Source organism: Leifsonia sp. KNZ13-11D (assembly GCF_056754895.1).
The window spans coordinates 2,321,896-2,345,171 of the sequence record NZ_JBPGWU010000001.1; the positions used below are offsets into that span (position 1 = coordinate 2,321,896).

Sequence of the window (23,276 nt, forward strand, 5' to 3'; positions counted from 1 at the left end):
GCAAGTACCATCGGAGCGTGAGCGCGATCCCCACCCCGTACGAAGACCTGCTCCGCGACGTGCTGGCGAACGGCGCGCACAAATCGGACCGCACCGGGACGGGCACGCGCAGCGTGTTCGGCCGCCAGTTGCGGTTCGACCTGGCCGAGGGCTTCCCGCTCATCACGACCAAGCGCGTCCACTTCAAGTCGATCGCCTACGAACTGCTCTGGTTCCTGCGCGGCGACAGCAATGTCGGGTGGCTGCGCGAGAACGGCGTGACCATCTGGGACGAGTGGGCCGACGAGCGCGGCGAGCTCGGCCCGGTGTACGGCGTGCAGTGGCGTTCCTGGCCTGCCCCGGACGGACGGCACATCGACCAGATCCAGCAGGTGATCGACACTCTGCGCAGCGACCCCGACTCGCGGCGCATCATCGTGTCGGCGTGGAATGTGGCCGACATTCCGGACATGGCGCTCGCTCCGTGCCACGCCTTCTTCCAGTTCTACGTCGCCGACGGCCGCCTCTCCTGCCAGCTGTACCAGCGCAGCGCCGACATGTTCCTCGGCGTCCCTTTCAACATCGCGAGCTACGCGCTCCTCACGATGATGGTCGCCCAGCAGGTCGGCCTCGAACCGGGCGAATTCGTGTGGACGGGCGGCGATGTCCACATCTACGACAACCACCTGGAGCAGGTGGCCGAGCAGCTCACGCGCGACCCGTATCCCGCACCGCGGCTGCGGTTCGCCCGGAAGCCTGAGAGCATCTTCGACTACCGCTTCGAGGACTTCGTGGTCGAGGACTACCGGCACCACCCGGCCATCCGCGCCGCGGTCGCGGTATGACGCTCGCGCTGATCTGGGCGCAGGCCCGCGACCGCGTGATCGGCGCCGACGGCGGGATGCCGTGGCACCTCCCCGAGGATCTGCGGCACTTCCGCAGCCTGACCGGCGACGACCCGGTCGTGATGGGCCGGCGCACCTGGGAGTCGCTTCCCGAGCGGTTCCGCCCGCTGCCCGGCCGCGCGAACGTCGTCGTCACCCGGCAGCAGGACTGGCGCGCGAGCGGCGCGCAGGTCGCGCACACGGTCGAGCAGGGGCTCGCCGCGGCCGGCGACGCGTCCACCGTCTGGGTGATCGGAGGCGCCGAGCTGTACCGGCAGACCCTCCCGCTGGCGGACCGGCTGGAAGTCACGGAGATCGACCTCGAGGTGCCCGGCGACACCCGTGCCCCCGACCCGGGCGACGGATGGACGGTGCAGGAGGGTGAGTGGTCGACCGCCGCCGACGGCACGCGCTACCGCTTCCTCACCTACCGGCGCTAGGCGTCAGCCGAGCCCCGCCACCAGGTTCACGGTCGCCGCCACGATGACCGTGCCGAAGACGTACGACAGCAGGGTGTGCCGCAGGATCGCCCGGCGGATGTACGAGCTGCTGATGTCGGTGTCCGACACCTGGAACGTCATCCCGAGCGTGAACGCCAGGTACGCGAAGTCGCTGTAGCGCGGCGGCTCCTTCTGGTTGAAGTCGATCCCGCCGCCTTTCCGGTAGTACATGCGGGCGTAGCGCAGGGCGTACAGGGTGTGGACGAGCGTCCACGACAGTGCGACGCTCACCACGGCCAGCAGGGCGACACCGAGCTGCTTGCCGCCGCTCAGGTGCTTGGCGTCGACCAGGATGTACACCACCGCCAGGATGCTGGCCGCCGCCGCGAGCAGCAGGACGAAGTCCGCCGTGCGGCGTCCCGGGTCCTCCAGCGTGGCGTGGTCCTTCGTCGACTCAGCGTCGAGCCGCCACACCGCGATCCACACCCAGCTGATGTAGACCAGGCACGCGGCCGCCCATCCCGCGATGATCGCGTAGTGCCACCCGGTGAGCAGGCCGACCGTGATGCCCACGACGACCCCGGTGGCGAAGGCGGTCGTCATCTTCGCGGCGGTCCGGCCACGGCCGCTGTGCAGTTCGTCGGTCACACTCCGGATGCTCGCACACGTCGGCCGAGCGGACCGGCACGCACCGCCGGTACGATCGATCACGTGACCACCGCAGCGATTTCGCCCTCCCCCCTGGCCGACCTCGACACCGCATCGCTCCGCGAGGCGCACTCCGCCTTCGCGCGCGCCTACGACGAGCTGAAGGCCGCCGGCCTCTCGCTCGACATCACGCGCGGCAAGCCGTCGGCCGACCAGCTCGACCTGTCGAACGACCTGCTGCACCTGCCCGACGGCGCCTACCGGGATGCGGCGGGCACCGACCTGCGCAACTACGGCGGCCCCAACGGTCTGCCGGAGCTGCGCGAGATCTTCGCAGGAGCGCTGCGCGTCCCCGTCGCCCAGCTGCTCGCGCTCGGCAACTCCAGCCTCACGGTGATGCACGACACGATCGCCCAGGCGCTGATCCACGGCGTCCCGGGCGGCGACCTGCCGTGGGCCAACCAGTCGATCAGCTTCCTCACGCCCGTGCCAGGGTACGACCGCCACTTCACCATCCTGGAGCGTTTCGGCATCCGGATGATCCCCGTGCCGATGAACGACGACGGTCCCGACATCGAGGCGGTCGCCTCGCTGCTCGCCGCCGACGACAGCATCAAGGGGATGTGGTGCGTGCCGGTGTACTCGAACCCGACCGGCGCCGTCTACAGCGAGGAGGTCGTCCGCGCGCTCGTGTCGCTCGACGCGGCGCCCGACTTCCGCCTGTTCTGGGACAACGCCTACGCGGTGCACCACCTCACGGACGACCGCCCCGAGCCGATCGACGTGCTCACGCTCGCCGCCGAGGCCGGCAACCCCGACCGGCCGCTCATCTTCGCCTCCACCTCCAAGGTGACGTTCCCCGGATCCGGCGTCGCCTTCTTCGGCGCGTCCCCGGCGAACGTCGCCTGGTTCCAGCACAACTCGGCGGCGCAGAGCATCGGACCGGACAAGCTGAACCAGCTGCGGCACGCACTGCTCCTGAAGGACGCCGACGGGCTCGCCGCGCTCATGGAGAAGCACCGCGCCATCCTGGCGCCGAAGTTCGCCGCGGTGGACGAGGTGTTCCGCGAGCGGCTGGCCCCCTGGGGCGCCGGCAGCTGGAACGCACCGAAGGGCGGCTACTTCGTGAGCCTCGACATCGCCGACGGCTGCGCCGAGCGGGCCGTGCAGCTGGCGAAGGAGGCCGGGATCGCGATCACGCCCGCGGGCTCCACCTTCCCGTACGGCGAGGACCCGCGCGACGCCAACATCCGCATCGCCCCGACCTTCCCGCCGCTCGACGAGCTGACGGCCGCCCTCGACGGCCTGTGCACGGCCATCCTGCTCGCCGAGGCCGAGACCCTGCTCGCCGACCGGGACTGACGATGACGGGCTGGGTCGTCCGCGCGAGCACCGAGGACGACTGGCAGGCGTACCGCGCCCTGCGCTTCGAGATGCTCGAGGACACGCCCATCGCGTTCCTGGAGACGCTGGAGCACGCCAGAACGCACCCCGACGAGCACTGGCGGCGCCGCGCCTCCAACACTTCGGCCACCTCGCGCCTCTTCGCGGCGGTCGCCGAGGACGGACGCTGGCTCGGCAGCATGGGCGGCTATCAGTCGGCCGCGTCGCACGACCCGTACCTGGTCGGCGTCTACGTCACGCCGGAATGGCGCGGCCGGGGCCAGGGGATGACCGACGCGCTCCTCGACGCTGTGATCGACTGGGCGCGGGGGCGCGGCGAGCGGCTGCTCCTGGAGGTGCACGAGGACAACGAGCCGGCCATCCGCTCGTACCTCCGCCGCGGCTTCGTCTTCACGGGGCGGACGCAGCCCTACCCGCTCGACCGCACGGCGAACGAGCGGGAGATGGCTCTCCCGCTCGTCTGAGTCGTGGATGCCGCCGGGCTGCCGGCGCCTTGGTCAGACCTCGCCGAAGCCGGTGTCGACCAGGTCGGCGAGCGCGTCCACCGCGGCGCGGCCGTCGGAGTGGTCCGTCGCGATGTGCGCTGTGGACCCGGCGGTCAGCCCCAGGGACATGATGCCGAGGAGGCTCTTCGCGTCCTTGCCGTTGACCGTCACCTTCACCGGGAACGTGTTCGCGAGCTTCACGAACTCCGCCGCCGGGCGAGCATGGAGGCCCTCGGGGTTGCGGACGACGACCTCGCGCTCGTACGGGCCGGAGGCGGCGCTCTCGTCCGGCGCGGCCGACCCCTCCGGCGCCGCGCCGGCGCCCGTGTCACCGGCCCAGGCGTCCACCGCGCCGCGCGCCGCGGCCGCGACTTCATCGAGGTCGGCGCCCGACTCGGCGGCGACCGCCGCGGCGACGCCGCCCTCCACGAACGGCACGTCGACCACCCGCACCCGGGAGCGCCGGTCGTCGTCGAGCATGTCCAGCACGGTCTCCGCCGTCAGCAACGCCGAGCCCAGGTCGCTGACGACCACGACCCCGGCGCCGCCGTCAGCCTCCGCGACACCGGACATCACCTTCGTGAAGCTGGTGCCGATCCCGCCGTCATCCGTCCCTCCCGCGGCCACCAGGCGCACCGATCCGGCCATCTGACCCGCCAGCTGCACCATCCCCGCCGCGATCTGGTCGCTGTGCGAGACGAAGACGATGCCGACCCGCTCGCTCATTCGGCCGCTCCGGCGGCAGCGCGCAGCAGCAGGGCGGTCGACTGGGCGCCCGGATCCCGGTGCCCGGCCGAGCGCTCGCCCAGGTAGCTGGCCCGGCCCTTGCGGGCGACCAGCGGCTCGGTCGCGACCGCGCCCTCCTCCGCCGCGTCGGCCGCCTCGGTCAGGATGTCCGGAGCGGACGCCCCGGACATCTGAGCCGTGCGGGCCGCATCCACTGCGGGCGTCCAGGCGTCGATCATGGTCTTGTCGCCGGGCTCGGCCTTTCCGCGGGACACGATCCCGTCGCGCGCCGCCGCCAGGGCGGCCACGAGTGCCGCCTCGTCGACCGTCGGCCCGTCGCCCAGCGGCTCCGCCGCCTTCAGGAACGCGGTGCCGTACAGCGGGCCGGACGCGCCGCCGACCGTCGAGATCAGGGTCATGGCCACCGAGCGCAGCGCCGCGTTCGGCGTCGCGTCGTCCGGCAGCTTCTCCAGCGCCGCCACCGACGCACGCAGTCCACGGTCCATGTTCTCGCCGTGGTCGCCGTCGCCGATCTCGCGATCGAGCGTGTTCAGCTCCTGCTTGTGCTCGCCGATGGAGTCCGCCGCAGCGGAGATCCACGCCTTCACCCAGTTCGTGTCCAGCGTCATCGACGCCTCCTTGTCGTTGTCGTGTGCAGCTTCCCCGGACCTTCCCGGGCCGTTACAGGCCCCAGCGCAGAGCGGCCGTGTGGACCGGCGCGTCCCACAGTTCGGTCAGCTCGTCGTCCAGCTTCAGGAGCGAGATGGATGCGCCCTGCATCTCCAGCGAGGTGACGTAGTTGCCCACGAGCGACCGGCTGAGGGTGATCCCGCGCTCGTCGAGCACCTCGGCGGCGCGGCGGAACAGGATGTACAGCTCGGAGAGCGGCGTACCGCCCATCCCGTTCACGAACAGGAGCACCGGGGAGCCGTCGAAGGACAGATCGGCGAGGATCGCATCCATCATCCGGTCCACCAGACGGTCGGCGGGCTCCAGCTTGATCCGCTCGCGGCCCGGCTCGCCGTGGATGCCCACGCCGAACTCGATCTCGTCCTCGGGGAGCACGAAGCCCGGCTCTCCGGCGTGCGGGACCGTGCCGTCGGTCAGCGCGAGGCCGATCGAGCGGACGTTCGCGTTCACGCGCTCCGCCATCGCGGTCACCGCGTCGAGGTCGTCGCCGCGGTCGGCGGACGCCCCCGCGATCTTCTCGACGAGCACGGTGCCCGCGACGCCGCGACGCCCCGCGGTATAGAGGGAGTCCTGCACGGCGACGTCGTCGTTCGTGACGACGGACCGCACGGTGATGCCCTCGGCACCGACCAGATCGGCGGCCGTCTCGAAGTTCAGGACGTCGCCGGTGTAGTTCTTCACGATGTGGAGCACGCCCGCGCCGCCGTCCGCGGCCTTGGTGGCCTCGACGATCGGCATCGGCGTCGGCGAGGTGAAGACCTCGCCCGGCACGGCGGCATCCAGCATCCCCCTGCCGACGAAGCCGGCGTGGAGGGGTTCGTGACCGCTGCCGCCTCCGCTGACCAGACCGACCTTGCCCTGTACGGGGCCGTCGGCCCGGGAGACGAACTTGGGATCCTGCGACACCTTCACGATGTCGGCGTGAGCCCGGCCGAACCCCGCGAGGGACTCGGTCACGACGTCGGGTACGTCGTTGATGAGCTTCTTCATCGAAACCCTTCCTTCCACTGCTGTCAGTGCGTCGCCGCCACCCACTCGTCGAGCTTCGCGGCCGCAGCCCCGGAGTCGATCGCCTGAGCCGCGACCGCCATTTGCGAACGGAATCGATCCAGGATGGACACCTGGACCCTCGACGGGTCGGACGCGAGCTCGTAGGAAACGAGCCCGGCCGCCGCGTTGAGCAGGACGATGTCGCGCACGGGGCCTTCTTCGCCCGCGAGCACGGCACGCACGACCGCCGCGTTGTATGCGGCGTCCTTCCCGAGCAGGTCCTCGATCCGTGCCCGGGGGATGCCCAGATCGCGCGGATCGATGTCGTGCTCGGTGACGAGGCCCCGGGAGACCTCCCAGACGTGGCTGTGACCGGTGGTCGACAGCTCGTCGAGCCCGTCGTCGCCGCGGAAGACCAGAGCGGTCGCGCCGCGGGTCTGGAACACGCCGACGATGAGCGGGATGCGGTCGAGCGTCGCGACGCCGACCGCGGACGCCTCGGGCCGTGCCGGGTTGCAGAGCGGGCCGAGGTAGTTGAAGACGGTGGGGACGCCGAGCTGCGCGCGCACGGGACCGGCGTGGCCGAAGCCGGGGTGGAACGCGCTGGCGAAGGCGAATGTGATGCCGACCTTCTTCAGTACCTCGGCGACGCGGTCGGCGGGCAGCGTGAGGTCGATGCCGAGGGCCGCCAGCACGTCGGAGGAACCGGACGACGAGCTCGCGGCGCGGTTCCCGTGCTTGATGACGGGGACGCCGGCGGCCGCCGCGATGATCGAGGCGGTCGTCGACACGTTCACGGTGCCGAACCGGTCGCCGCCGGTACCGACGATGTCGAGGGCCATCGGGTCCACATCCAGCGGGACGGCGTGGTCCAGGATGGCGTCGCGGAAGCCGACGATCTCGTCGACGGTCTCGCCCTTGGCGCGCAGCGCGATGAGGAATGCCGCCAGCTGGGCGTCCGTCGCCTCGCCGGTCATGACCTGGTCCATGGCCCACGCCGCGTCCGCCACGCTCAGGTGCTCCCCTGCCAGGAGAGACGTCAGCACGGACGACCAGGACTGCGTGTGGACCATGCTGCGATCCTATCGGCGGGCGACACGCCACGGCGATACCGGCCGCTGGGGCGGCCACTGAGGCTGTCCCAACCGGAAATCCGGTCGATTCAAGCCCCCTAGGTGGGAAAACCATGGGTTCTTTTCAGCCATAATGGGTTACGTGACGAGCACCTCCCTTTCTCCCTCAGCGAGTGCGCCGGCGATCAACCGGCCCAATGTCGTGGCCGTCGGCACGATCGTCTGGCTCGGCTCGGAGGTGATGTTCTTCGCGGGCCTGTTCGCGATCTACTTCACCCTGAAGTCGACGTCGCCGGATCTGTGGGCCGCTGAGACGCAGCACCTCAACATCCCGTACGCGGCGACCAACACGCTGATCCTGGTGCTCAGCTCGGTCACCTGCCAGTTCGGCGTGTTCGCCGCGGAGCGCATGCAGCCGCGCCGTTCAGGCGGTCTGCTGCAGTTCTGGCGCTGGGGAATGGTCGAGTGGTTCACTCTCACCTACTTGATGGGCGCCGTCTTCGTCTCCGGCCAGGTGCTCGAGTACGCGACCCTGGTGTCCGAGGGCATCTCGCTCAGCGCCAACGCCTACGGTTCGGCGTTCTACCTGACGACGGGCTTCCACGCCCTCCACGTCACGGGCGGGCTGATCGCCTTCCTGCTCGTGATCGGCCGCGCGTTCGCGGTCAAGATCTTCGGCCACAAGGAGGCGACCAGCGCCATCGTGGTCTCCTACTACTGGCACTTCGTCGACGTCGTGTGGATCGGGCTGTTCGCGGTCATCTACATCATCCGATAGGAAACAGGAGCGTTCTTCACCCCATGCGTCCGCACACCCCCAGCACCGCCAAGCCGGCCCGGAAGGCGAAGCCCGCGCGCAAGGCCGGTCGTCGTCACCCGCTGGCCACCGTCGCGCTCCTCGCCATCGGCCTGGGCCTGACCGGCGGCGCCTACGCCGCGTTCACCACCACGACGGCATCCGCCGACGAGCCGCAGGTCGCCGCGGCGAGCCAGAGCTCGGTGGACGAGGGCAAGAAGCTGTTCCAGGCGAACTGCGCCACCTGCCACGGGCTCGACGCCCAGGGCAGCTCCGTCGCACCGAGCCTCATCGGCGTCGGCGCCGCGGCCGTCGACTTCCAGGTCGGCACCGGCCGCATGCCCATGCAGATGCAGGGCCCGCAGGCGCAGGAGAAGCCGGTCCAGTTCACCGACGACCAGGTCAAGGCGCTGGCCGACTACGTCGCCTCGCTCGCGCCGGGGCCGTCCATCCCCGAGCAGAAGTACCTCGACGGCAAGGGCGACGCCGCCCACGGCGCCGAACTGTTCCGCATCAACTGCGCGATGTGCCACAACGTCGCCGGCGCCGGCGGTGCGCTCACCGAGGGCAAGTACGCCCCGCCGCTCACCGGCGTCAGCGCCCAGCACATCTACGAGGCCATGGTGACCGGTCCGCAGAACATGCCCGTGTTCAACGACCTCAACATCACGCCGCAGGGCAAGGCCGACATCATCACGTACCTGAAGTACATCCAGAACAACCCCTCCCCGGGTGGCTTCGAGCTCGGCTCGCTCGGCCCGGTGGCAGAGGGCCTGTTCCTCTGGATCTTCGGTCTGGGCGCGATCGTCGCCCTCACCGTGTGGATCACGGCCAAGAGCAACTAGCCGGCACCGCATCAGGCACGACACAGCGTAAGAAGGAGAGCAATGGCACAGGACGACAACGGCGGTCACGAGCTGACGCCCGCGCGTTCGTCTGAGGAGCGCCGGACCGGCGACCCCGGCACCGCGGTGATCATCCGCGATGCGGTCGAGAACCCGGGATTCCCGCCGCACCGACCGCGCGTCACCGACCTCGACCCGCGCAAGGAGCGGCGCGCCGAGCGCACCGTCTACACGCTCTTCTACCTCTCGATCGCGGGCTCCGTCTGGGCGGTCGCCGCCTACATGGCCTTCCCCATCGTCGACGGCGACCCGGGGTCGGTGCGGCTGAACAACCTGTTCATCGGCATCGGCGGCGCCCTCGCGCTCCTCGCCATCGGCATCGGCGCCGTCCACTGGGGCAAGGCCCTGATGCACGAGAAGGAGGGCGTCGACCTCCGTCACCCGGTCCGGGGCAGCGAGTCCACGACCGAGCGTGCGGCGGAGATCTTCCGCCAGGCGGACGAGGAGTCCGGATTCAGCCGCCGCACCCTGGTGCGGAACAGCCTCATCGGCGCCCTGATCGCCTTCCCGCTCCCCGCCGTCGTCCTGTTCCGCGGCCTCGCGCCCGAGAACGTCGACCCGGTCGAGGAGCTCTCCCAGACGATGTGGGCCAAGGGCGTGCGCCTGACGCGCGACCCAACCGGCACCCCGATCAAGGCCTCCGACGTCACGCTCGGCAGCGCCTTCCACGTCATCCCCGAGGGTCTGAACGAGGCCCCGGACATGCTGGAGCAGAAGGCCAAGGCGGCCGTGCTCCTGATGCGCCTCAAGCCCGAGGACCTGCACGTCTCCAAGGGCCGTGAGACCTGGAACTACGACGGAATCGTCGCCTACTCCAAGATCTGCACGCACGTCGGGTGCCCGGTGGCGCTCTACGAGCAGCAGACCCACCACCTGCTCTGCCCGTGCCACCAGTCGCAGTTCGACATCACGCACGAAGCGCAGGTCATCTTCGGACCGGCGAAGCGGCCGCTGCCGCAGCTGCCGATCACCGTCGACGCCGATGGCTACCTGGTCGCCCGCAGCGACTTCCACGAGCCCGTCGGCCCGAGCTTCTGGGAGCGCCATTGAGCACCACGACCGCCGCACCCGCGGCAACGACGACGGTCAAGAAGGGCGGGTTCACGGCTGCGGCCGCGAACTACCTCGAAGACCGCACCAGCATCTCGGGCGCCGTCAAGGAGTTCGGTCGCAAGATCTTCCCGGACCACTGGTCCTTCCTCCTCGGCGAGGTCGCGCTCTACAGCTTCATCGTGATCCTGCTGTCGGGCACCTTCCTGACGTTCTTCTTCCAGGCCTCCATGGCGGAGGTGACCTACAACGGCTCCTACGTGCCGCTGAAGGGCATCGAGATGTCCTCGGCCATGCAGTCCACGCTGAACATCTCGTTCGAGGTGCGCGGCGGCCTGCTCGTACGTCAGATCCACCACTGGGCGGCGCTGCTGTTCGTGGCGGCGATCGGCCTGCACATGCTCCGCATCTTCTTCACGGGAGCGTTCCGCAAGCCGCGTGAGCTCAACTGGGTCATCGGCTTCGTGCTGTTCATCCTGGCGATGGCCGAGGGTTTCACCGGCTACTCGCTCCCGGACGACCTGCTCTCGGGCAACGGCCTCCGCATCATCGACGGTCTGGTCAAGGGCCTCCCGGTGGTCGGCACCTGGATCTCGTTCCTCCTGTTCGGCGGCGAGTTCCCGGGAACGGCGATCGTCGGCCGTCTGTACACGCTGCACATCCTGCTGCTTCCCGCGCTCGTGGTCGCGTTCATCGCGCTGCACCTCATGTTCGTGGTCATCCACAAGCACACGCAGTACGCGGCTCCCGGACGCTCGCAGGGCAACGTCGTCGGCTACCCGGTGCTCCCGGTGTACGCCGCGAAGGCCGGTGGGTTCTTCTTCATCGTGTTCGGTGTCGTGGTGCTCCTCGCGTCGCTGTTCACCATCAACCCGATCTGGAACTACGGCCCGTACGACCCGTCGCCGGTGTCGGCCGGTACCCAGCCGGACTGGTACATCGGCTTTGCGGACGGCGCGCTGCGCCTGGTCCCGCCGGGCTGGGAGTTCGTGTGGCTCGACCGCACCTGGTCGTTCAACATCATCATCCCGGTGGCGATCCTCGGCCTGTTCATCGTGACGGTCATGTTCTACCCGTTCCTCGAGGCCTGGATCACCGGCGACAAGCGCGAGCACCACATCCTGGACCGTCCGCGCAACGCGGCCACTCGCACCGCGGTCGGCGCGGCGGGCGTCACGTTCTACGCGGTCTTCTGGGCGGCGGCGAGCTCGGACATCATCGCGACGCACTTCAAGCTGACGATGGAGGGCGTGATCCACACCCTCCAGGCCCTGCTGTTCGTCGGTCCGCTGATCGCCTACGTGGTGACGAAGCGCGTCTGCCTGGCGCTGCAGAAGAAGGACCGCTCGATCGCCCTCCACGGCTACGAGAGCGGCCGCATCGTGAAGCTGCCCGGCGGCGAGTTCATCGAGGTGCACGAGCAGCTGAGCGACTACGAGCGCTGGCGTCTCGTCTCCTTCGAGACCTACGAGCCGCTGATGCTGCGCCCGAACCGCCGCGGCAAGATCACCGCCGCGAACCGGGTGCGCGCGGGCCTGTCCCGCTGGTTCTTCGAGGACCGTCTCGTCCCGCCGACCCGCGGCGAGCTCGAGTCGGGCCACGACGGCCACTGACGACCATCCCTCCGACGAACGCCGGCGCGAACGATCGCGCCGGCGTTCGTCATTTCTCCCGCTCTCGCGCCCGCTGAGCTCTCGCACCTCTCGCACCTCTCGCAACTCTCGCAACTCTCGCAACTCTCGGAGAACCTCCTATGGCCCTGGACCTGCCGCGACTCGCCGCCTGGCTCCGCTGCCCCGTGTGCGCGGCCGATCTGGTGCCCGTCGACCGCCTCACGCTCGGGTGCCCGAACGGTCACCGCCACGACGTGAACAAGCGGGGCTACGTCTCGCTCCTCGGGGCCGGATCCAAGCACCTCGGCGACACCGCCGAGATGCTCGACGCCCGCGACCTGGTGCTGGAGAGCGGCGCCTTCTCCCCCATCGCCGACGCCGTCGCCGAAGCGACGACGGGCACCCACATTCTGGATGCCGGCGCGGGCACCGGCCACTACCTGCGCGCCGCGCTCGGCGCGGATGCGTCCCGCTCGGGCCTCGCCATGGACCTCTCGCCGCTGGCGGTCGCGCGCGCCGTGCGCGCCTCCGACCGCACGGATGGCCTGGTGGCCGACACCTGGAGCCCGCTCCCCGTGCGCTCGGCGATCGCCGACACCGTGCTGGACGTCTTCGCCCCGCGCAACCTGCCCGAGTTCCACCGTGTGGTCGCCCCGGGCGGTGTTCTCGTGGTCGTCGTCCCCCGCCCCGACCACCTCGGATCGCTCCGGGCCACCGGAACCATGCTCGACATCCCCGGCGACAAGGCAGAGGACGTGATCCATGCCGCAGGGCCGCTGTACGCCCTCCAGAGCCGCGAAACGGTCGCCTACGACCTAGCGCTCACGGGCGCCCTCCTGGAGTCTCTGGTGGGCATGGGTCCGTCCGCGCGCCACGCCGCCAGCGCGGGCGCCGCGTCGGCGGAGGTCGACGCCACCCGGGTGTCCGTCGACGTGGTGCGCCTGACGCGCCGCTAGCCCCGCCCCGCCGGCGGCCGCCCACTCGCCCCGCCCGCCCGCAACGAGCGGTCGCAACACGCCGCTAAAACGCGGCCATAGCGGCGCGTTGCGACCCCTCGATCGCCGCCCGGCAGGTGCCGCGTCCGTAACTGCCGCAGTTCGGAACATCCGCGCGTGCGCGCGCCGCAGCAGACGTGTCGGACAGCAGCAGTTGCTCCACCCGCCCGAGCAGTCGGCGCAACGCTGCAACGGCGGCCCAACCCTCTCGTGCGAGGTGACGGCAGCTGTCGCTGGGCCGACCTGGCACGCTTACCGGTTCCCGGAACGAGGGGTCGCAACACGCCGTTATGGGCGCACCATAACGGCGTGTTGCGACCCCTCGTTTGCGCAGGCAAGGCGGCGCAGACGCCGCGAGGGCCGCCTCCCGGGGGAAGCGGCCCTCGCGTTCGCGTGCGCTGCGGGTCAGCGTGGGTTACCGGGCGAAGTAGCCGCGGTAGTACTCGTAGACCCAGCCGACGATGCAGACCAGGCTGAAGACGACGCCGATGTAGCAGATCCAGAAGCCGACGGCGAGGCCGAGGATCACCAGGCCGGCGCCGAACGCCAGCGAGACCGGCCACCAGCTCCAGGGGCTGAAGTGCCCGAGCTCCGGGTCGCCGTCGTCGATGTTGGCGTCGAGGCGGTCCTCCGGCAGTTCGCCGCCCTGCGAGGCGTGCGACCGGCCGACGTAGAACGCGATGAACGCGGACAGCACGGCGGCGAGGAGCATGCCGACGGTGCCCACCCACTCCACGTTGCGGTGGAACTCGTCGAGGAGGTTCCACAGCGTGTACACGACTGCGGAGAGGAGGAAGAAGGCCGAGAGGATCCAGAACAGGATGGCATTGGCGCGCATTGTTACTTCACCTTGTCATTCGCGACGTCGTGGACGGGGGCGTCGGGGGCGTCCTTCGCGGGACCGACACCGATCGGGATACCCGCCTCGGGGTGGTTCAGGTCGAACGCCGGCGACTCCGAACGGATGCGCGGGATCGACGTGAAGTTGTGCCGCGGCGGCGGGCAGCTGGTCGCCCACTCGAGCGAGCGGCCGTAGCCCCACGGGTCGTTCACGGTGACCTTCGGAGCGTTGCGCGCCGTCAGGTACACATTGACGAAGAACGGGATCATCGAGATCGCGAGGATGCCGGCGCCGATCGACGAGACCTGGTTCATCCAGGTGAAGCCGTCGGACGGCAGGTAGGTCGCGTAACGTCGCGGCATGCCGACCACGCCCAGCCAGTGCTGGATGAGGAACGTGGTGTGGAAGCCGATGAACAGCAGCCAGAAGTGCCACTTGCCCAGCCGGTCGTTGAGCATCTTGCCCGTCCACTTCGGCCACCAGAAGTAGAAGCCGGCGAACATCGCGAAGACGACCGTTCCGAAGACGACGTAGTGGAAGTGCGCGACCACGAAGTAGGTGTCGGACACGTGGAAGTCGAGCGGCGGCGACGCGAGGATGACGCCGGTCAGACCGCCGAAGGTGAAGGTGATCAGGAAGCCGATCGACCACAGCATCGGCGACTCGAACGTCAGCGAGCCGCGCCACATCGTTCCGACCCAGTTGAAGATCTTCACGCCGGTCGGGACCGCGATGAGCATCGTCATCAGCGAGAACCACGGCAGCAGCACGGAGCCCGTGACGTACATGTGGTGCGCCCACACCGTGACCGACAGGGCGGCGATCGAGATCGTCGCGTAGATCAGGGTCTTGTAGCCGAAGATCGGCTTGCGGCTGAACACCGGGAAGATCTCGGAGACGATGCCGAAGAACGGCAGCGCGATGATGTACACCTCCGGGTGGCCGAAGAACCAGAAGAGGTGCTGCCACAGCAAGGCCCCACCGTTGGCGGCGTCGTAGATGTGGGCGTCGAACACGCGGTCGGCGGCCAGGGCGAAGAGCGCCGCGGCCAGCACCGGGAAGGCCATCAGGACGAGGATCGACGTCACCAGAGTGTTCCAGGTGAAGATCGGCATCCGGAACATGGTCATGCCCGGGGCGCGCATCGTGATGATCGTGGTGATGAAGTTCACGGCGCCGAGGATGGTGCCGAAGCCGGAGAGGCCGAGGCCGAGCACCCAGAGGTTTCCGCCGAGCCCTGGTGAGAACGTCGTACTCGACAGCGGTGCGTAGGCGAACCAGCCGAACGAGGCCGCACCCTGCGGGGTGAGGAAGCCGGCGACCGCGATCAGCGAGCCGAAGGAGTAGAACCAGTACGCCAGCGCGTTGAGTCGCGGGAAGGCGACATCGGGGGCGCCGATCTGCAGCGGCATCAGGACGTTGGCGAAGCCCGCGAACAGCGGCGTCGCGAACATGAGCAGCATGATCGTGCCGTGCATGGTGAAGAGCTGGTTGTACTGCTCCTTGGTCTGCACGACCTGCAGGCCCGGCTCGAACAGCTGGGCACGGATGATCAGCGCCATCACGCCGCCGATGAGGAAGTACACGAACGACGAGATCAGGTACATGTACCCGATCGTCTTGTGGTCCGTCGACGTGATGTAGTTCACGAGGATGTTGCCCTTGCGCTCCACACCGTTCGCGGTGAGGAACGTAGGCGCGGGCCGGGGGGCGGTGGTGGCTCCCGGTGCCGGTGCTGTCGTCGTCATCAGTGCGTCCTACTCGTTGCCGCCCTGGGGGCCCGACGGGGCGCCCCTTCCCGGCAGGTTCTGGTTGCGGTCGTACTCGGAGCCCAGCTGGCCGGTGTAGCCCTGGTCCTTCAGGCTCTGGATGTGGGCGTCGTACTGCGCCTGCGGCACGATCTTGACGTTGAAGAGCATCGCCGAGTGGTACTCGCCGCAGAGCTCGGCGCACTTGCCCACGAAGGTTCCGGTGCGGCCGGTCGTCTCGAAGTACATGTAGTTGGTCTTGCCCGGGATGACGTCCTTCTTGTACAGCATCGCCGGGACCCAGAAGGAGTGGATCACGTCGCGCGAGTCGAGTTGGATCGTGATCTTCTTGTTCTCGGGCAGGTACAGGGTCGGGATCTCGCCCTCCTGCACGGAGCCGGGGGTGGCGCTGTTGTCGTCCGGCTGCACCTGGATGCCCGGGTCGTAGACGTTGTCGGTGACGTAGTTGAAGTCCCATGCCCACTGCTTGGCGTAGACCTGGATCTTGAGGTCGGGGTGCGCGTACGGCTTCTCGATCGCCGCCTGGTCGCGGGCCGTGAAGGCGAAGAAGCCCAGCACCAGGATGAGCGGCACGATCGTGTAGAAGATCTCGATCGGCATGTTGTAGCGGAGCTGCACCGGGAGGCCGGTCTGCCCCTTGCGGCGGCGGTAGACGATGACCGCCCACAGGATGAGCCCCCAGACGACGATGCCGACGATCAGGAGGACGATCCAGCTGGTCACCCACAGGCCGCTGATGCGCTCGGTGTGGTTCGTGACGGGCGGCTCGCCCGCGACGAAGCCCGGGAGGAATCCGTGCAGCTGGGCCTGAGTGCAGCCCGCGAGCGCCACGACGAGCGTCGCGGCGATCGGGATGGCAGCCCATCGGAGACGGCGATTGTGACGCACCGGTGACCTTTCGAGTGACTACTGGGACAGTTCACATGCAACTGTATGTGGCTGTCTCTACCCTACTCCGACCGACACCCTGATCCGAACAAAAGGGCCGCCCCGAGAGGGGCGGCCCGATGTCGATTCCTGTGTTATATGGCGGCCTCGAAGGGCCGTCCGCGAAGGCTCAGTGGAACGAGTCGCCGCAGGCGCAGGAGCCGGTCGCGTTGGGGTTGTCGATGGTGAAACCCTGCTTCTGGATGGTGTCCTCGAAGTCGATCGTCGCCCCGTCGAGGTACGGAACGCTCATCTTGTCGACGATGACCTCCACCCCGTCGAAGTCGACGGTCGCGTCCCCGTCGAGCATGCGCTCGTCGAAGTACAGCTGGTAGATCAGACCCGAGCATCCGCCGGGCTGGACGGCGACGCGCAGACGCAGGTCGTCGCGGCCTTCCTGCTCGAGCAGGCTCTTGACCTTGGATGCCGCGGCGTCGGTCAGGCCGACTCCGTGGGCCTTGGTCGCGGTCAGCGTTGTGTCGGTCATGGGGCTCCTCACAAAGGATGGTTCGGACTCCGGAAAGAAATCTGGGTCGATTGTACGTCGCGCAGCCGGAAATCCGCTCAGGATGCGCTGCGGCCGTTCAGCCGCGCCAGCAGGAGGGCCTCCGTGAGGATCGCCCGCTTGAACACGCCGAGGTGCAGCGACTCGTTCGGGCTGTGCGCCCGCGTGTCGGGGTCCTCCACTCCCGTGACGAGGATCTGCGCCTCGGGGAAGTCGCGGACGAGGTCGGCGATGAACGGGATGGAGCCGCCGATCCCGGTCTCGACCGCCTCGGCGCCCCACGCGTCCGTCATCGCGCGCTTGGCCTCGGTGGCGGCCCATCCGGCCGTGTCGACGAGGAACGGGTCGCCCAGGTCGACGTCGTCGATCGCGACGTGGGCGCCGAACGGCGCGCGCGCCCGAAGGTGGCGTTCGAGCGCCTCGTACGCCTCACGCGCGGGCTGACCGGGCGCGACGCGGGAGCTGATCCGCACGGCGACGCTCGGCAGGAGGGTGTTGGAGGCGTTCGCCACGCTCGGCGCGTCGATCCCGGTGACGGTGATGGTCGGCTGCGACCACATCCGGGACAGCACCGGCCCGGTGCCGATGCTCGTGACTCCGTCGAGGAACGCGGCGTCCTCGGCCAGTTGCTCCTCGCTGAACGCGGGGGGCTCCGCGGCGCCGGCGTACGAGGTCAGACCGTCGACCGCCACCGACCCCTTGTCGTCGTGCAGGGTGGCGAGGAGCTTGACCATCGCGAGCATCGCATCCGGCGCCGCCCCGCCGTACATGCCGGAGTGCGACGCGTGCTCCAGCGTCGTCACGGTCAGACGGAACGTGACGTTGCCGCGGAGCGACACGGTGAGGGCCGGGGTGTTCACGTCGACGTTGTCCGAGTCGGCGACCACGATCGCGTCGGCCCGCAGGGCGTCCTGGTTCTCCGCGAGGAACGACGAGAACGAGCGGGAGCCGAACTCCTCCTCCCCCTCGATGAAGACGGCGAGCCCGACCTCGAGGTCGTCGCCGAAGGTCTCCTTCAGCGCCCGGACCGAGGCCACGTGCGTCATCACACCGGCCTTGTCGTCCGCTGCGCCGCGACCGTACAGGCGGTCGCCGCGCACGGTCGGCTCGAAGGGCGGCGTGTCCCAGTTCGCCTCGTCGCCCTCGGGCTGCACGTCGTGGTGCGCGTAGAGGAGGACGGTGGGCCGGCCGTTGCGGGCGGCCCGGGTGGCGAGCACCGCGGGCTGACCGAGCGCGTCGCCGTCGCCGATCGGCGCCTGCTTGACCTCGACGCGGTCGAAGACCCCGGTCTCCGTCAGCAGCGCGGCGACGGCGTCGGCGCTGCGGCGCACGTTCTCCGGGTCGAACGCGGACCACGAGACCGAGGGGATTCGGACGAGCTGCGAGAGGTCGGCGACGGCCGAGGGGACGCCCGCATCGACCGCAGCCCGGACCGCCTGCTCGTCGGCGGCTGAGGTCGCAGTCGCCGCGCTGTCCTCCGTCGGTGCGTCAATGGGCGGAACTGGGGTCTGCTGGCTGTCTGTCATGCGGGTAATCTTAAGCGGACCCCACAAGCGAAGGCTCGAAGTTGGCAAAGCGACAGAACCCGGCCGAGGCGGAGACGCCCGTCGCCGAGACCCCCGAAGAGACGGCCGCCCGTCTGAAGCAGGGCAAGGGCGCTCCGACGCCCTCGCGCCGTGAGCAGGAGGCCGCGCGCAAGCGCCCGCTCGTGCCCACGGACCGCAAGGAGGCCGCCCGCGTCGCCCGCCAGAAGCAGGCCGAGGCGCGCGAGAAGGCACGGCTCGGGATGGCCGCCGGCGACGATCGCTATCTGACCGCGCGCGACCGCGGCCCGCAGCGCCGCTACGTGCGCGACTACGTCGACGCGCGGTTCTCGATCGGCGAGTTCCTCATCCCCGTGATGCTGCTCGTGATCGTGCTGACGTTCCTCCCGTGGCCGGCCATGCAGGTCTACGGCCTGTTCGCCCTGTGGGGCTTCTTCGCGGTGGCGGTCATCGACTGCGTCGTCCTGGGCTTCCTGATCCGGCGCCGCGTCGGCGAGAAGTTCGGCGTGACGAAGGTCGAGCGCGGCCTGCGCTGGTACGGCGCGATGCGCGCCCTGCAGCTGCGTGTGATGCGCCTGCCGAAGCCGCAGGTCAAGCGCGGCCAGTTCCCGAGCTGACGTGACGATCGTCGCGGCGGCGGACGGCTCCGCCCTGGGCAACCCGGGCCCGGCCGGCTGGGCCTGGTACGTGGACGACGACCACTGGTCGGCGGGTGGATGGCCGCACGGCACGAACAATCAGGGCGAGCTGATGGCCGTCATCGACCTCCTGGAGGCGACGGCGCACCTCGGCGAGGACCTGCACATCTTCTGCGACAGCCAGTACGTCATCAATGCGGTGACGAAGTGGATGCCGGGCTGGAAGCGGAAGGGCTGGCGCAAGGCCGACGGCGCTCCCGTGCTCAACCGCGAGCTGCTGGAGCGGCTGGATCGCGGCCTCCAGGGGCGCACCTACCGCTTCGAGTGGGTGAAGGGTCACGCCGGCCACGAGCTCAACGAGGCGGCCGACGACCGCGCCCGCGCCGTGGCGGTCGCGTACCAGAAGGGCGACCCGATCCCGATCGGTCCGGGCTGGCCCGAGACCGGCGCGGAGCGGGCGACCGGCATCGCGACCGCAGAAGCGCCGTTCACCGCACCCCCCGCCCCCACTTCGGCCACCACCGCGCCCGCCCCGGCGGACGAGGCCCTCGAACTCGACCTCTTCGACACCCTCACGGCGGAGGAGACGGACGAGGAGATCGTCGCGCGCCTGGAGCGCGAGCTCGCCGAGCCGTCGGTCCGTTCCGACGCCTCGCGGCTCGCCGAACTGCTGCACCCCGCCTTCGAGGAGATCGGACGCTCCGGCCGGCTGTGGGCGCGCGACGCGATCATCTCCGAGCTGTCGGTGGACGACGCGCCGGCCGCGGGTATCGAGGTGCTCGGTGTTGACCGCGTCGGTCAGGATGCGCTGCTGCTCACGGCCCGGACGACGGATGCACGCGGCGCGACCCTGCGCAGCTCGCTCTGGGTGCGCTCGTCGGGGCGCTGGCGCCTACGCTTCCACCAGGGCACGCCGGAGGCGTAGCAGCCCGCGGTTGACCTGCCGTGCCCAGAGCGGCCCGCGGTACAGGAACGCCGTGTAGCCCTGCACCAGCGTGGCTCCGGCATCCAGCCGCTCTTGCACATCCTCGGCTGTCTCGACGCCGCCCACGGAGATGACGCACAGCTCCGGCGGCACGACGCCGCGGATGAGGCGCAGCACCTCGAGCGAGCGCGCCGCGAGCGGGGCGCCGCTGAGCCCGCCGGCGCCCGCGGCCTCCACGACGGCGGGGTCGGTGACGAGCCCGTCGCGGGAGATCGTCGTGTTCGTCGCGATGATGCCGGCGAGCCCGAGCTCGACCGTCAGCCGTGCGATCCGCTCGACCTGCTCGTCGGTGAGGTCGGGGGCGATCTTGACCAGCAGCGGCGTCTCCCCCGCGACCTCGGCCACCGCCCGGAGCAGCGGCGCCAGGAGATCGAGCTCCTGCAGCCCGCGGAGCCCCGGCGTGTTCGGCGAGCTGACGTTCACGACGAGGTAATCGGCGACCGGGGCGAGCGCGCGGGCGCTGGTCAGGTAGTCGGCCGTGGCGTCCTCGACGGCGACCACCCGCGACTTGCCGATGTTGACGCCGAGCACGGGACGCTGCCGCGCGCGGCGGACGCGCAGCAGCCGGTTGGCGGCGGCGCCGGCGCCGTGGTTGTTGAATCCCATCCGGTTGATCACCGCGCGGTCGGAGATCAGACGGAACAGCCGCGGCGTGTCGTTGCCCGGCTGCGGCCGGGCGGTGATGGTGCCCACCTCGACGTGGCCGAAGCCGAGCGCGCCGAGGCCGAGCACGCCCTCGCCGTCCTTGTCGAAGCCGGCGGCGACGCCGAACGGCGAGTCGAACCGCAGGCCGAGCGCCTCCACGGCGAGCGACGGGTCGGGCGCGGTGAACCGGCGAGCCAGCCCGCGGAGACCCAGCGCCGGGAGGGCGCGGATCACCAGGAAGGCGAGGTGATGGGCCCGCTCGGGGTCGAGCCGGGACAGGACGAGGTCGAAGAGTGCGCGATACATGCCGGTCTGAGAATACAGCCCGGCCGGTTACGGCGCGTCCACCGGCTCCGGCTGGTGCGCCAGCCGCAGCGAGCGGATGGCCTCCTCGAAGTCGTCGAGGGAATCGAAGGCCTGGTAGACACTGGCGAACCGGAGGTACGCGACCTCGTCGAGCTCGCGGAGCTCCGGCAGGATCGCGAGCCCGATGTCGTTCGCCTCGATCTGCGACGCACCCGTCGAGCGGATGGTCTCCTCGACCTTCTGCGCGAGCACGGCAAGGTCGGAGTCGGTGACCGGTCGCCCCTGGCACGCCTTGCGCACGCCCAGCACGATCTTCTCGCGGCTGAACGGCTCCGCGACGCCGCTGCGCTTGATCACGCTGAGGCTGGCCGTCTCGGTGGTGGAGAAGCGGCGTCCGCACTCGGGGCACTGCCGGCGGCGGCGGATCGAAAGCCCGTCGTCGCTCGTCCGCGAGTCGATCACGCGCGAATCGGGGTGACGGCAGAAGGGGCAGAACATGGAGGGATTCTATCGCTCAGCGGGTGAGGAACCGCTGGGTGACGGCTTCCCCGTGCGCGGGGAGGTCCTCGGCCGTGGAGAGCGCGACGATCCGGTCGGCCACCTCGCTCAGCGCCTCGCGGTCGTAGCGGACGACCTGCTGCGGCCGCAGGAACGAATAGGCGCCGAGACCGGGCGAGAAGCGGGCCTGTCCGCCGGTCGGCAGCACGTGGTTCGAACCGGCGAGGTAGTCGCCGAGGCTCACGGGCGAGGTCGGGCCGAGGAAAATCGCGCCGGCATTGTGGATGTCGGCGAGCAGCGCATCCGGCTCCGCCGTCTGCAGCTCGAGGTGCTCGGGACCGTAGGCGTTGCTGAATGCGGCGGCGGCGGACAGGTCGTCGACCAGCACGACGGCGGACTGCGGTCCGCCGAGGGCGGTCCGCACGCGCTCGGCGTGCTTGGTGGCGCCCGCGAGGCGGTCGAGCTCCGCGACGACACGCTCCGCGAACGCGGGGCTGTCGGTGACCAGCAGGGAGGCGGCGGCCTCGTCGTGCTCGGCCTGGCTCACCAGGTCGGCGGCGACGTACCCGGCGTCGGCCGTGTCGTCGGCGATGACCAGGATCTCCGTCGTGCCGGCCTCGGAGTCGATGCCCGCCTGTCCGCGGACGACGCGCTTGGCGGCGGCGACGTAGATGTTGCCGGGGCCGGTGATCACCTGCACCGGGTCGAGACCCAGCTCCTCGACTCCGAAGGCGAGGGCCCCGATCGCGCCGGCGCCGCCCATGGCGTACACCTCGTCGATGCCGAGGAGCCCTGCGGCGCCCAGGATGACCGGGTGGACCGCTCCCCCGAACTCGCGCTGCGGCGGGCTGGCCAGGGCGACCGACCGCACGCCGGCGACCTGCGCGGGCACGGCGTTCATCACGACGCTCGACGGGTAGACGGCCTTGCCGCCCGGCACGTACAGGCCGGCGCGCTCGACGGGCTCCCAGCGCTGGACGATGGTCGCGCCGGGGCGGATGACGGTCTCGGCAGCCGGGGGCACCTGCGCGGCCGTCGCCTGCCGGACACGGGCGATGGCCTCCTCCAGCGCCGCCCGCACCGTTTCCGGCAGCGCGGCGACGGCCGCGTCGATCTCCTCCTGCGGGACGCGCAGCGAGGCGGGGGCGCCGCCGTCGAATCGCTCGGCCTGCTCACGGAGTGCGGCGACGCCGCGCTCGCGGACGTCGGCGATCAGGTCGCCCGCGACGGCGACCGCCGCCTGCACGTCCACGACGGGACGGGGCACCAAGCGCTGGAAGGCGGCACGGGTAGGCTGGACGCCGCGGAGGTCGATGGTCTGGATCATGGCCACACCAGCCTACCGATACGGAATCTTCCAGCCCGACTGGAGCTTGTAACACACAGTATGAACAGCGCATCCCCGGACCCCACCGACGGCACGGTCACCGACGCGACCCCCGACCTCGCGGCCTTCCGCCAGACGTTCCGCCGCCATGCGGCCGGGGTGGCGATCGTCACCGCACAGACCCCGGACGGAACCCCTGTCGGCTTCACCGCGACCTCGCTGGCATCGCTCGCCGCGGTTCCCCCGCTGGCGACCTTCAACATGGCGCTGTCGGCCTCGAGCTGGCCGGCGATCGCCGAGACGGACCGCGTGGTCGTCCACACCCTGGGCGTCCGCAACCGCGGGGTGGCGCAGATCCTCTCCGGCGACAACCAGCAGCGCTTCCTCGGCGACCACTGGTACCGCGGGCCGCACGGGCTGCCGGTCATCAAGGACACCACCGCGTGGATGGTCGGCCGCATCCTGGAGCGCGTCCAGGTGCACAACAGCGCGGTCGTGATCGTGCAGATCGAGCAGGGCGAACTCGGCGAGGACGACGCCCCGCTCGTGTACCACGAGCGCACCTATTGGCGTCCCGGCACGGCGGTCTGACGCGCATCCGTCGCTGACGCCG

At 70.1% G+C, this 23,276-nt stretch carries 25 protein-coding genes; 12 read left to right on the forward strand and 13 right to left on the reverse strand.

Annotation, left to right across the window (positions count from 1 at the left end):
* Window positions 1-17 precede the first annotated feature (17 nt).
* Both ACR9Y5_RS11580 and ACR9Y5_RS11585 read left to right on the forward strand, forming a co-directional pair.
* Window positions 18-824, forward strand: a complete 807-nt coding sequence (locus ACR9Y5_RS11580; RefSeq protein ID WP_481298091.1) for a thymidylate synthase — start codon at window positions 18-20, stop codon at window positions 822-824.
* Window positions 821-1,303 carry a dihydrofolate reductase gene (locus ACR9Y5_RS11585; RefSeq protein ID WP_481298092.1) on the forward strand — a complete coding sequence of 161 codons (483 nt, stop codon included), beginning with the start codon at window positions 821-823 and terminating at the stop codon, window positions 1,301-1,303. The genes ACR9Y5_RS11580 and ACR9Y5_RS11585 overlap by 4 nt, the downstream gene beginning before the upstream one ends.
* A gap of 3 nt (window positions 1,304-1,306) precedes the next feature.
* Here the strand turns inward: ACR9Y5_RS11585 and ACR9Y5_RS11590 are convergent, their stop codons facing one another.
* Entirely contained in the window at window positions 1,307-1,951 is a 645-nt protein-coding gene (locus ACR9Y5_RS11590; RefSeq protein WP_481298093.1) for a DUF1345 domain-containing protein, read from the reverse strand.
* Window positions 1,952-2,014: 63 nt separating this feature from the next.
* Here ACR9Y5_RS11590 and ACR9Y5_RS11595 point away from each other — a divergent pair, with 63 nt between their 5' ends.
* Window positions 2,015-3,313, forward strand: coding sequence for an aspartate aminotransferase type Ic (locus ACR9Y5_RS11595; protein WP_481298094.1), 1,299 nt, complete (start codon window positions 2,015-2,017; stop codon window positions 3,311-3,313).
* A gap of 2 nt (window positions 3,314-3,315) precedes the next feature.
* Window positions 3,316-3,819 (forward strand): GNAT family N-acetyltransferase, encoded by a 504-nt coding sequence (locus ACR9Y5_RS11600; RefSeq protein WP_481298095.1) that lies wholly within the window; start codon window positions 3,316-3,318, stop codon window positions 3,817-3,819.
* Between the two features lie 33 nt (window positions 3,820-3,852).
* Here the strand turns inward: ACR9Y5_RS11600 and dhaM are convergent, their stop codons facing one another.
* From dhaM to trpD, 4 genes are read right to left on the reverse strand one after another with little or no spacing between them, the layout of a single operon-like run.
* The gene (gene dhaM / locus ACR9Y5_RS11605) at window positions 3,853-4,566 is read right to left on the reverse strand and encodes a dihydroxyacetone kinase phosphoryl donor subunit DhaM (protein WP_481298096.1); all 714 of its coding nucleotides are present in this window, start codon (window positions 4,564-4,566) and stop codon (window positions 3,853-3,855) included.
* Window positions 4,563-5,195, reverse strand: a complete 633-nt coding sequence (gene dhaL / locus ACR9Y5_RS11610; protein WP_481298097.1) for a dihydroxyacetone kinase subunit DhaL — start codon at window positions 5,193-5,195, stop codon at window positions 4,563-4,565. The genes dhaM and dhaL overlap by 4 nt, the downstream gene beginning before the upstream one ends.
* A 52-nt stretch (window positions 5,196-5,247) precedes the next feature.
* The gene (gene dhaK / locus ACR9Y5_RS11615) at window positions 5,248-6,246 is read right to left on the reverse strand and encodes a dihydroxyacetone kinase subunit DhaK (RefSeq protein ID WP_481298098.1); all 999 of its coding nucleotides are present in this window, start codon (window positions 6,244-6,246) and stop codon (window positions 5,248-5,250) included.
* Window positions 6,247-6,269: 23 nt separating this feature from the next.
* Window positions 6,270-7,319: an anthranilate phosphoribosyltransferase gene (trpD, locus tag ACR9Y5_RS11620; protein ID WP_481298099.1), complete on the reverse strand. Its 1,050-nt coding sequence runs from the start codon at window positions 7,317-7,319 to the stop codon at window positions 6,270-6,272.
* 133 nt (window positions 7,320-7,452) lie between these two features.
* Here trpD and ctaE point away from each other — a divergent pair, with 133 nt between their 5' ends.
* The 5 genes from ctaE to ACR9Y5_RS11645 all read left to right on the forward strand — a co-directional run bounded on the left by ctaE (window position 7,453) and on the right by ACR9Y5_RS11645 (window position 12,639).
* Window positions 7,453-8,097 carry an aa3-type cytochrome oxidase subunit III gene (gene ctaE, locus ACR9Y5_RS11625; RefSeq protein WP_481298100.1) on the forward strand — a complete coding sequence of 215 codons (645 nt, stop codon included), beginning with the start codon at window positions 7,453-7,455 and terminating at the stop codon, window positions 8,095-8,097.
* A 23-nt stretch (window positions 8,098-8,120) separates the two neighbouring features.
* On the forward strand, window positions 8,121-8,960 hold the full coding sequence (gene qcrC / locus ACR9Y5_RS11630; RefSeq protein ID WP_481298101.1) for a cytochrome bc1 complex diheme cytochrome c subunit: 840 nt from the start codon (window positions 8,121-8,123) through the stop codon (window positions 8,958-8,960).
* A 42-nt stretch (window positions 8,961-9,002) separates the two neighbouring features.
* Window positions 9,003-10,070 (forward strand): cytochrome bc1 complex Rieske iron-sulfur subunit, encoded by a 1,068-nt coding sequence (gene qcrA, locus ACR9Y5_RS11635; protein WP_481298102.1) that lies wholly within the window; start codon window positions 9,003-9,005, stop codon window positions 10,068-10,070.
* Window positions 10,067-11,683, forward strand: a complete 1,617-nt coding sequence (qcrB, locus tag ACR9Y5_RS11640) for a cytochrome bc1 complex cytochrome b subunit (RefSeq protein WP_481298103.1) — start codon at window positions 10,067-10,069, stop codon at window positions 11,681-11,683. The genes qcrA and qcrB overlap by 4 nt, the downstream gene beginning before the upstream one ends.
* Window positions 11,684-11,823: 140 nt before the next feature.
* On the forward strand, window positions 11,824-12,639 hold the full coding sequence (locus tag ACR9Y5_RS11645) for a putative RNA methyltransferase (protein ID WP_481298104.1): 816 nt from the start codon (window positions 11,824-11,826) through the stop codon (window positions 12,637-12,639).
* 454 nt (window positions 12,640-13,093) lie between these two features.
* Here the strand turns inward: ACR9Y5_RS11645 and ACR9Y5_RS11650 are convergent, their stop codons facing one another.
* The 5 genes from ACR9Y5_RS11650 to ACR9Y5_RS11670 all read right to left on the reverse strand — a co-directional run bounded on the left by ACR9Y5_RS11650 (window position 13,094) and on the right by ACR9Y5_RS11670 (window position 18,246).
* Window positions 13,094-13,516, reverse strand: a complete 423-nt coding sequence (locus ACR9Y5_RS11650; RefSeq protein ID WP_481298105.1) for a cytochrome c oxidase subunit 4 — start codon at window positions 13,514-13,516, stop codon at window positions 13,094-13,096.
* A 2-nt stretch (window positions 13,517-13,518) separates the two neighbouring features.
* Window positions 13,519-15,267: an aa3-type cytochrome oxidase subunit I gene (gene ctaD / locus ACR9Y5_RS11655; protein WP_481298106.1), complete on the reverse strand. Its 1,749-nt coding sequence runs from the start codon at window positions 15,265-15,267 to the stop codon at window positions 13,519-13,521.
* A gap of 9 nt (window positions 15,268-15,276) precedes the next feature.
* Window positions 15,277-16,176: an aa3-type cytochrome oxidase subunit II gene (gene ctaC, locus ACR9Y5_RS11660; RefSeq protein WP_481298107.1), complete on the reverse strand. Its 900-nt coding sequence runs from the start codon at window positions 16,174-16,176 to the stop codon at window positions 15,277-15,279.
* A gap of 169 nt (window positions 16,177-16,345) precedes the next feature.
* Complete coding sequence (gene erpA, locus ACR9Y5_RS11665) at window positions 16,346-16,702, reverse strand: iron-sulfur cluster insertion protein ErpA (RefSeq protein ID WP_481298108.1); 357 nt, start codon at window positions 16,700-16,702, stop codon at window positions 16,346-16,348.
* A 77-nt stretch (window positions 16,703-16,779) separates the two neighbouring features.
* Window positions 16,780-18,246 (reverse strand): M20/M25/M40 family metallo-hydrolase, encoded by a 1,467-nt coding sequence (locus ACR9Y5_RS11670; protein ID WP_481298109.1) that lies wholly within the window; start codon window positions 18,244-18,246, stop codon window positions 16,780-16,782.
* 41 nt (window positions 18,247-18,287) lie between these two features.
* On the opposite strand from ACR9Y5_RS11670, the gene ACR9Y5_RS11675 reads away from it, so the two are divergent.
* Together ACR9Y5_RS11675 and ACR9Y5_RS11680 are read left to right on the forward strand one after the other, a co-directional pair.
* Complete coding sequence (locus ACR9Y5_RS11675) at window positions 18,288-18,881, forward strand: DUF3043 domain-containing protein (RefSeq protein ID WP_481298110.1); 594 nt, start codon at window positions 18,288-18,290, stop codon at window positions 18,879-18,881.
* A gap of 1 nt (window position 18,882) precedes the next feature.
* On the forward strand, window positions 18,883-19,827 hold the full coding sequence (locus tag ACR9Y5_RS11680; RefSeq protein WP_481298111.1) for an RNase H family protein: 945 nt from the start codon (window positions 18,883-18,885) through the stop codon (window positions 19,825-19,827).
* Here the strand turns inward: ACR9Y5_RS11680 and ACR9Y5_RS11685 are convergent.
* The 3 genes from ACR9Y5_RS11685 to hisD are packed head-to-tail and all read right to left on the reverse strand — an operon-like array spanning window position 19,795 to window position 22,663.
* On the reverse strand, window positions 19,795-20,838 hold the full coding sequence (locus tag ACR9Y5_RS11685) for a quinone-dependent dihydroorotate dehydrogenase (protein WP_481298112.1): 1,044 nt from the start codon (window positions 20,836-20,838) through the stop codon (window positions 19,795-19,797). The genes ACR9Y5_RS11680 and ACR9Y5_RS11685 overlap by 33 nt on opposite strands.
* 27 nt (window positions 20,839-20,865) lie before the next feature.
* Window positions 20,866-21,336, reverse strand: a complete 471-nt coding sequence (nrdR, locus tag ACR9Y5_RS11690) for a transcriptional regulator NrdR (RefSeq protein WP_481298113.1) — start codon at window positions 21,334-21,336, stop codon at window positions 20,866-20,868.
* Between the two features lie 16 nt (window positions 21,337-21,352).
* Entirely contained in the window at window positions 21,353-22,663 is a 1,311-nt protein-coding gene (gene hisD / locus ACR9Y5_RS11695; protein ID WP_481298114.1) for a histidinol dehydrogenase, read from the reverse strand.
* A gap of 60 nt (window positions 22,664-22,723) precedes the next feature.
* Between hisD and ACR9Y5_RS11700 the strand changes: the two genes are divergently transcribed.
* Entirely contained in the window at window positions 22,724-23,254 is a 531-nt protein-coding gene (locus tag ACR9Y5_RS11700; RefSeq protein ID WP_481298115.1) for a flavin reductase family protein, read from the forward strand.
* Window positions 23,255-23,276 lie beyond the last annotated feature (22 nt).

Bases quoted from the DNA above. Each gene is read 5' to 3' on its own strand.
- ACR9Y5_RS11585 (WP_481298092.1), top strand. From the start codon at position 821: ATGACGCTCGCGCTGATCTGGGCGCAGGCCCGCGACCGCGTGATCGGC.
- ACR9Y5_RS11600 (WP_481298095.1), top strand. From the start codon at position 3,316: ATGACGGGCTGGGTCGTCCGCGCGAGCACCGAGGACGACTGGCAGGCG.
- dhaM (WP_481298096.1), bottom strand. From the start codon at position 4,566: ATGAGCGAGCGGGTCGGCATCGTCTTCGTCTCGCACAGCGACCAGATC.
- dhaL (WP_481298097.1), bottom strand. From the start codon at position 5,195: ATGACGCTGGACACGAACTGGGTGAAGGCGTGGATCTCCGCTGCGGCG.
- dhaK (WP_481298098.1), bottom strand. From the start codon at position 6,246: ATGAAGAAGCTCATCAACGACGTACCCGACGTCGTGACCGAGTCCCTC.
- trpD (WP_481298099.1), bottom strand. From the start codon at position 7,319: ATGGTCCACACGCAGTCCTGGTCGTCCGTGCTGACGTCTCTCCTGGCA.
- ctaE (WP_481298100.1), top strand. From the start codon at position 7,453: ATGGGTTACGTGACGAGCACCTCCCTTTCTCCCTCAGCGAGTGCGCCG.
- qcrC (WP_481298101.1), top strand. From the start codon at position 8,121: ATGCGTCCGCACACCCCCAGCACCGCCAAGCCGGCCCGGAAGGCGAAG.
- qcrA (WP_481298102.1), top strand. From the start codon at position 9,003: ATGGCACAGGACGACAACGGCGGTCACGAGCTGACGCCCGCGCGTTCG.
- ACR9Y5_RS11645 (WP_481298104.1), top strand. From the start codon at position 11,824: ATGGCCCTGGACCTGCCGCGACTCGCCGCCTGGCTCCGCTGCCCCGTG.
- ACR9Y5_RS11650 (WP_481298105.1), bottom strand. From the start codon at position 13,516: ATGCGCGCCAATGCCATCCTGTTCTGGATCCTCTCGGCCTTCTTCCTC.
- ctaD (WP_481298106.1), bottom strand. From the start codon at position 15,267: ATGACGACGACAGCACCGGCACCGGGAGCCACCACCGCCCCCCGGCCC.
- erpA (WP_481298108.1), bottom strand. From the start codon at position 16,702: ATGACCGACACAACGCTGACCGCGACCAAGGCCCACGGAGTCGGCCTG.
- ACR9Y5_RS11670 (WP_481298109.1), bottom strand. From the start codon at position 18,246: ATGACAGACAGCCAGCAGACCCCAGTTCCGCCCATTGACGCACCGACG.
- ACR9Y5_RS11685 (WP_481298112.1), bottom strand. From the start codon at position 20,838: ATGTATCGCGCACTCTTCGACCTCGTCCTGTCCCGGCTCGACCCCGAG.
- nrdR (WP_481298113.1), bottom strand. From the start codon at position 21,336: ATGTTCTGCCCCTTCTGCCGTCACCCCGATTCGCGCGTGATCGACTCG.
- hisD (WP_481298114.1), bottom strand. From the start codon at position 22,663: ATGATCCAGACCATCGACCTCCGCGGCGTCCAGCCTACCCGTGCCGCC.
- ACR9Y5_RS11700 (WP_481298115.1), top strand. From the start codon at position 22,724: ATGAACAGCGCATCCCCGGACCCCACCGACGGCACGGTCACCGACGCG.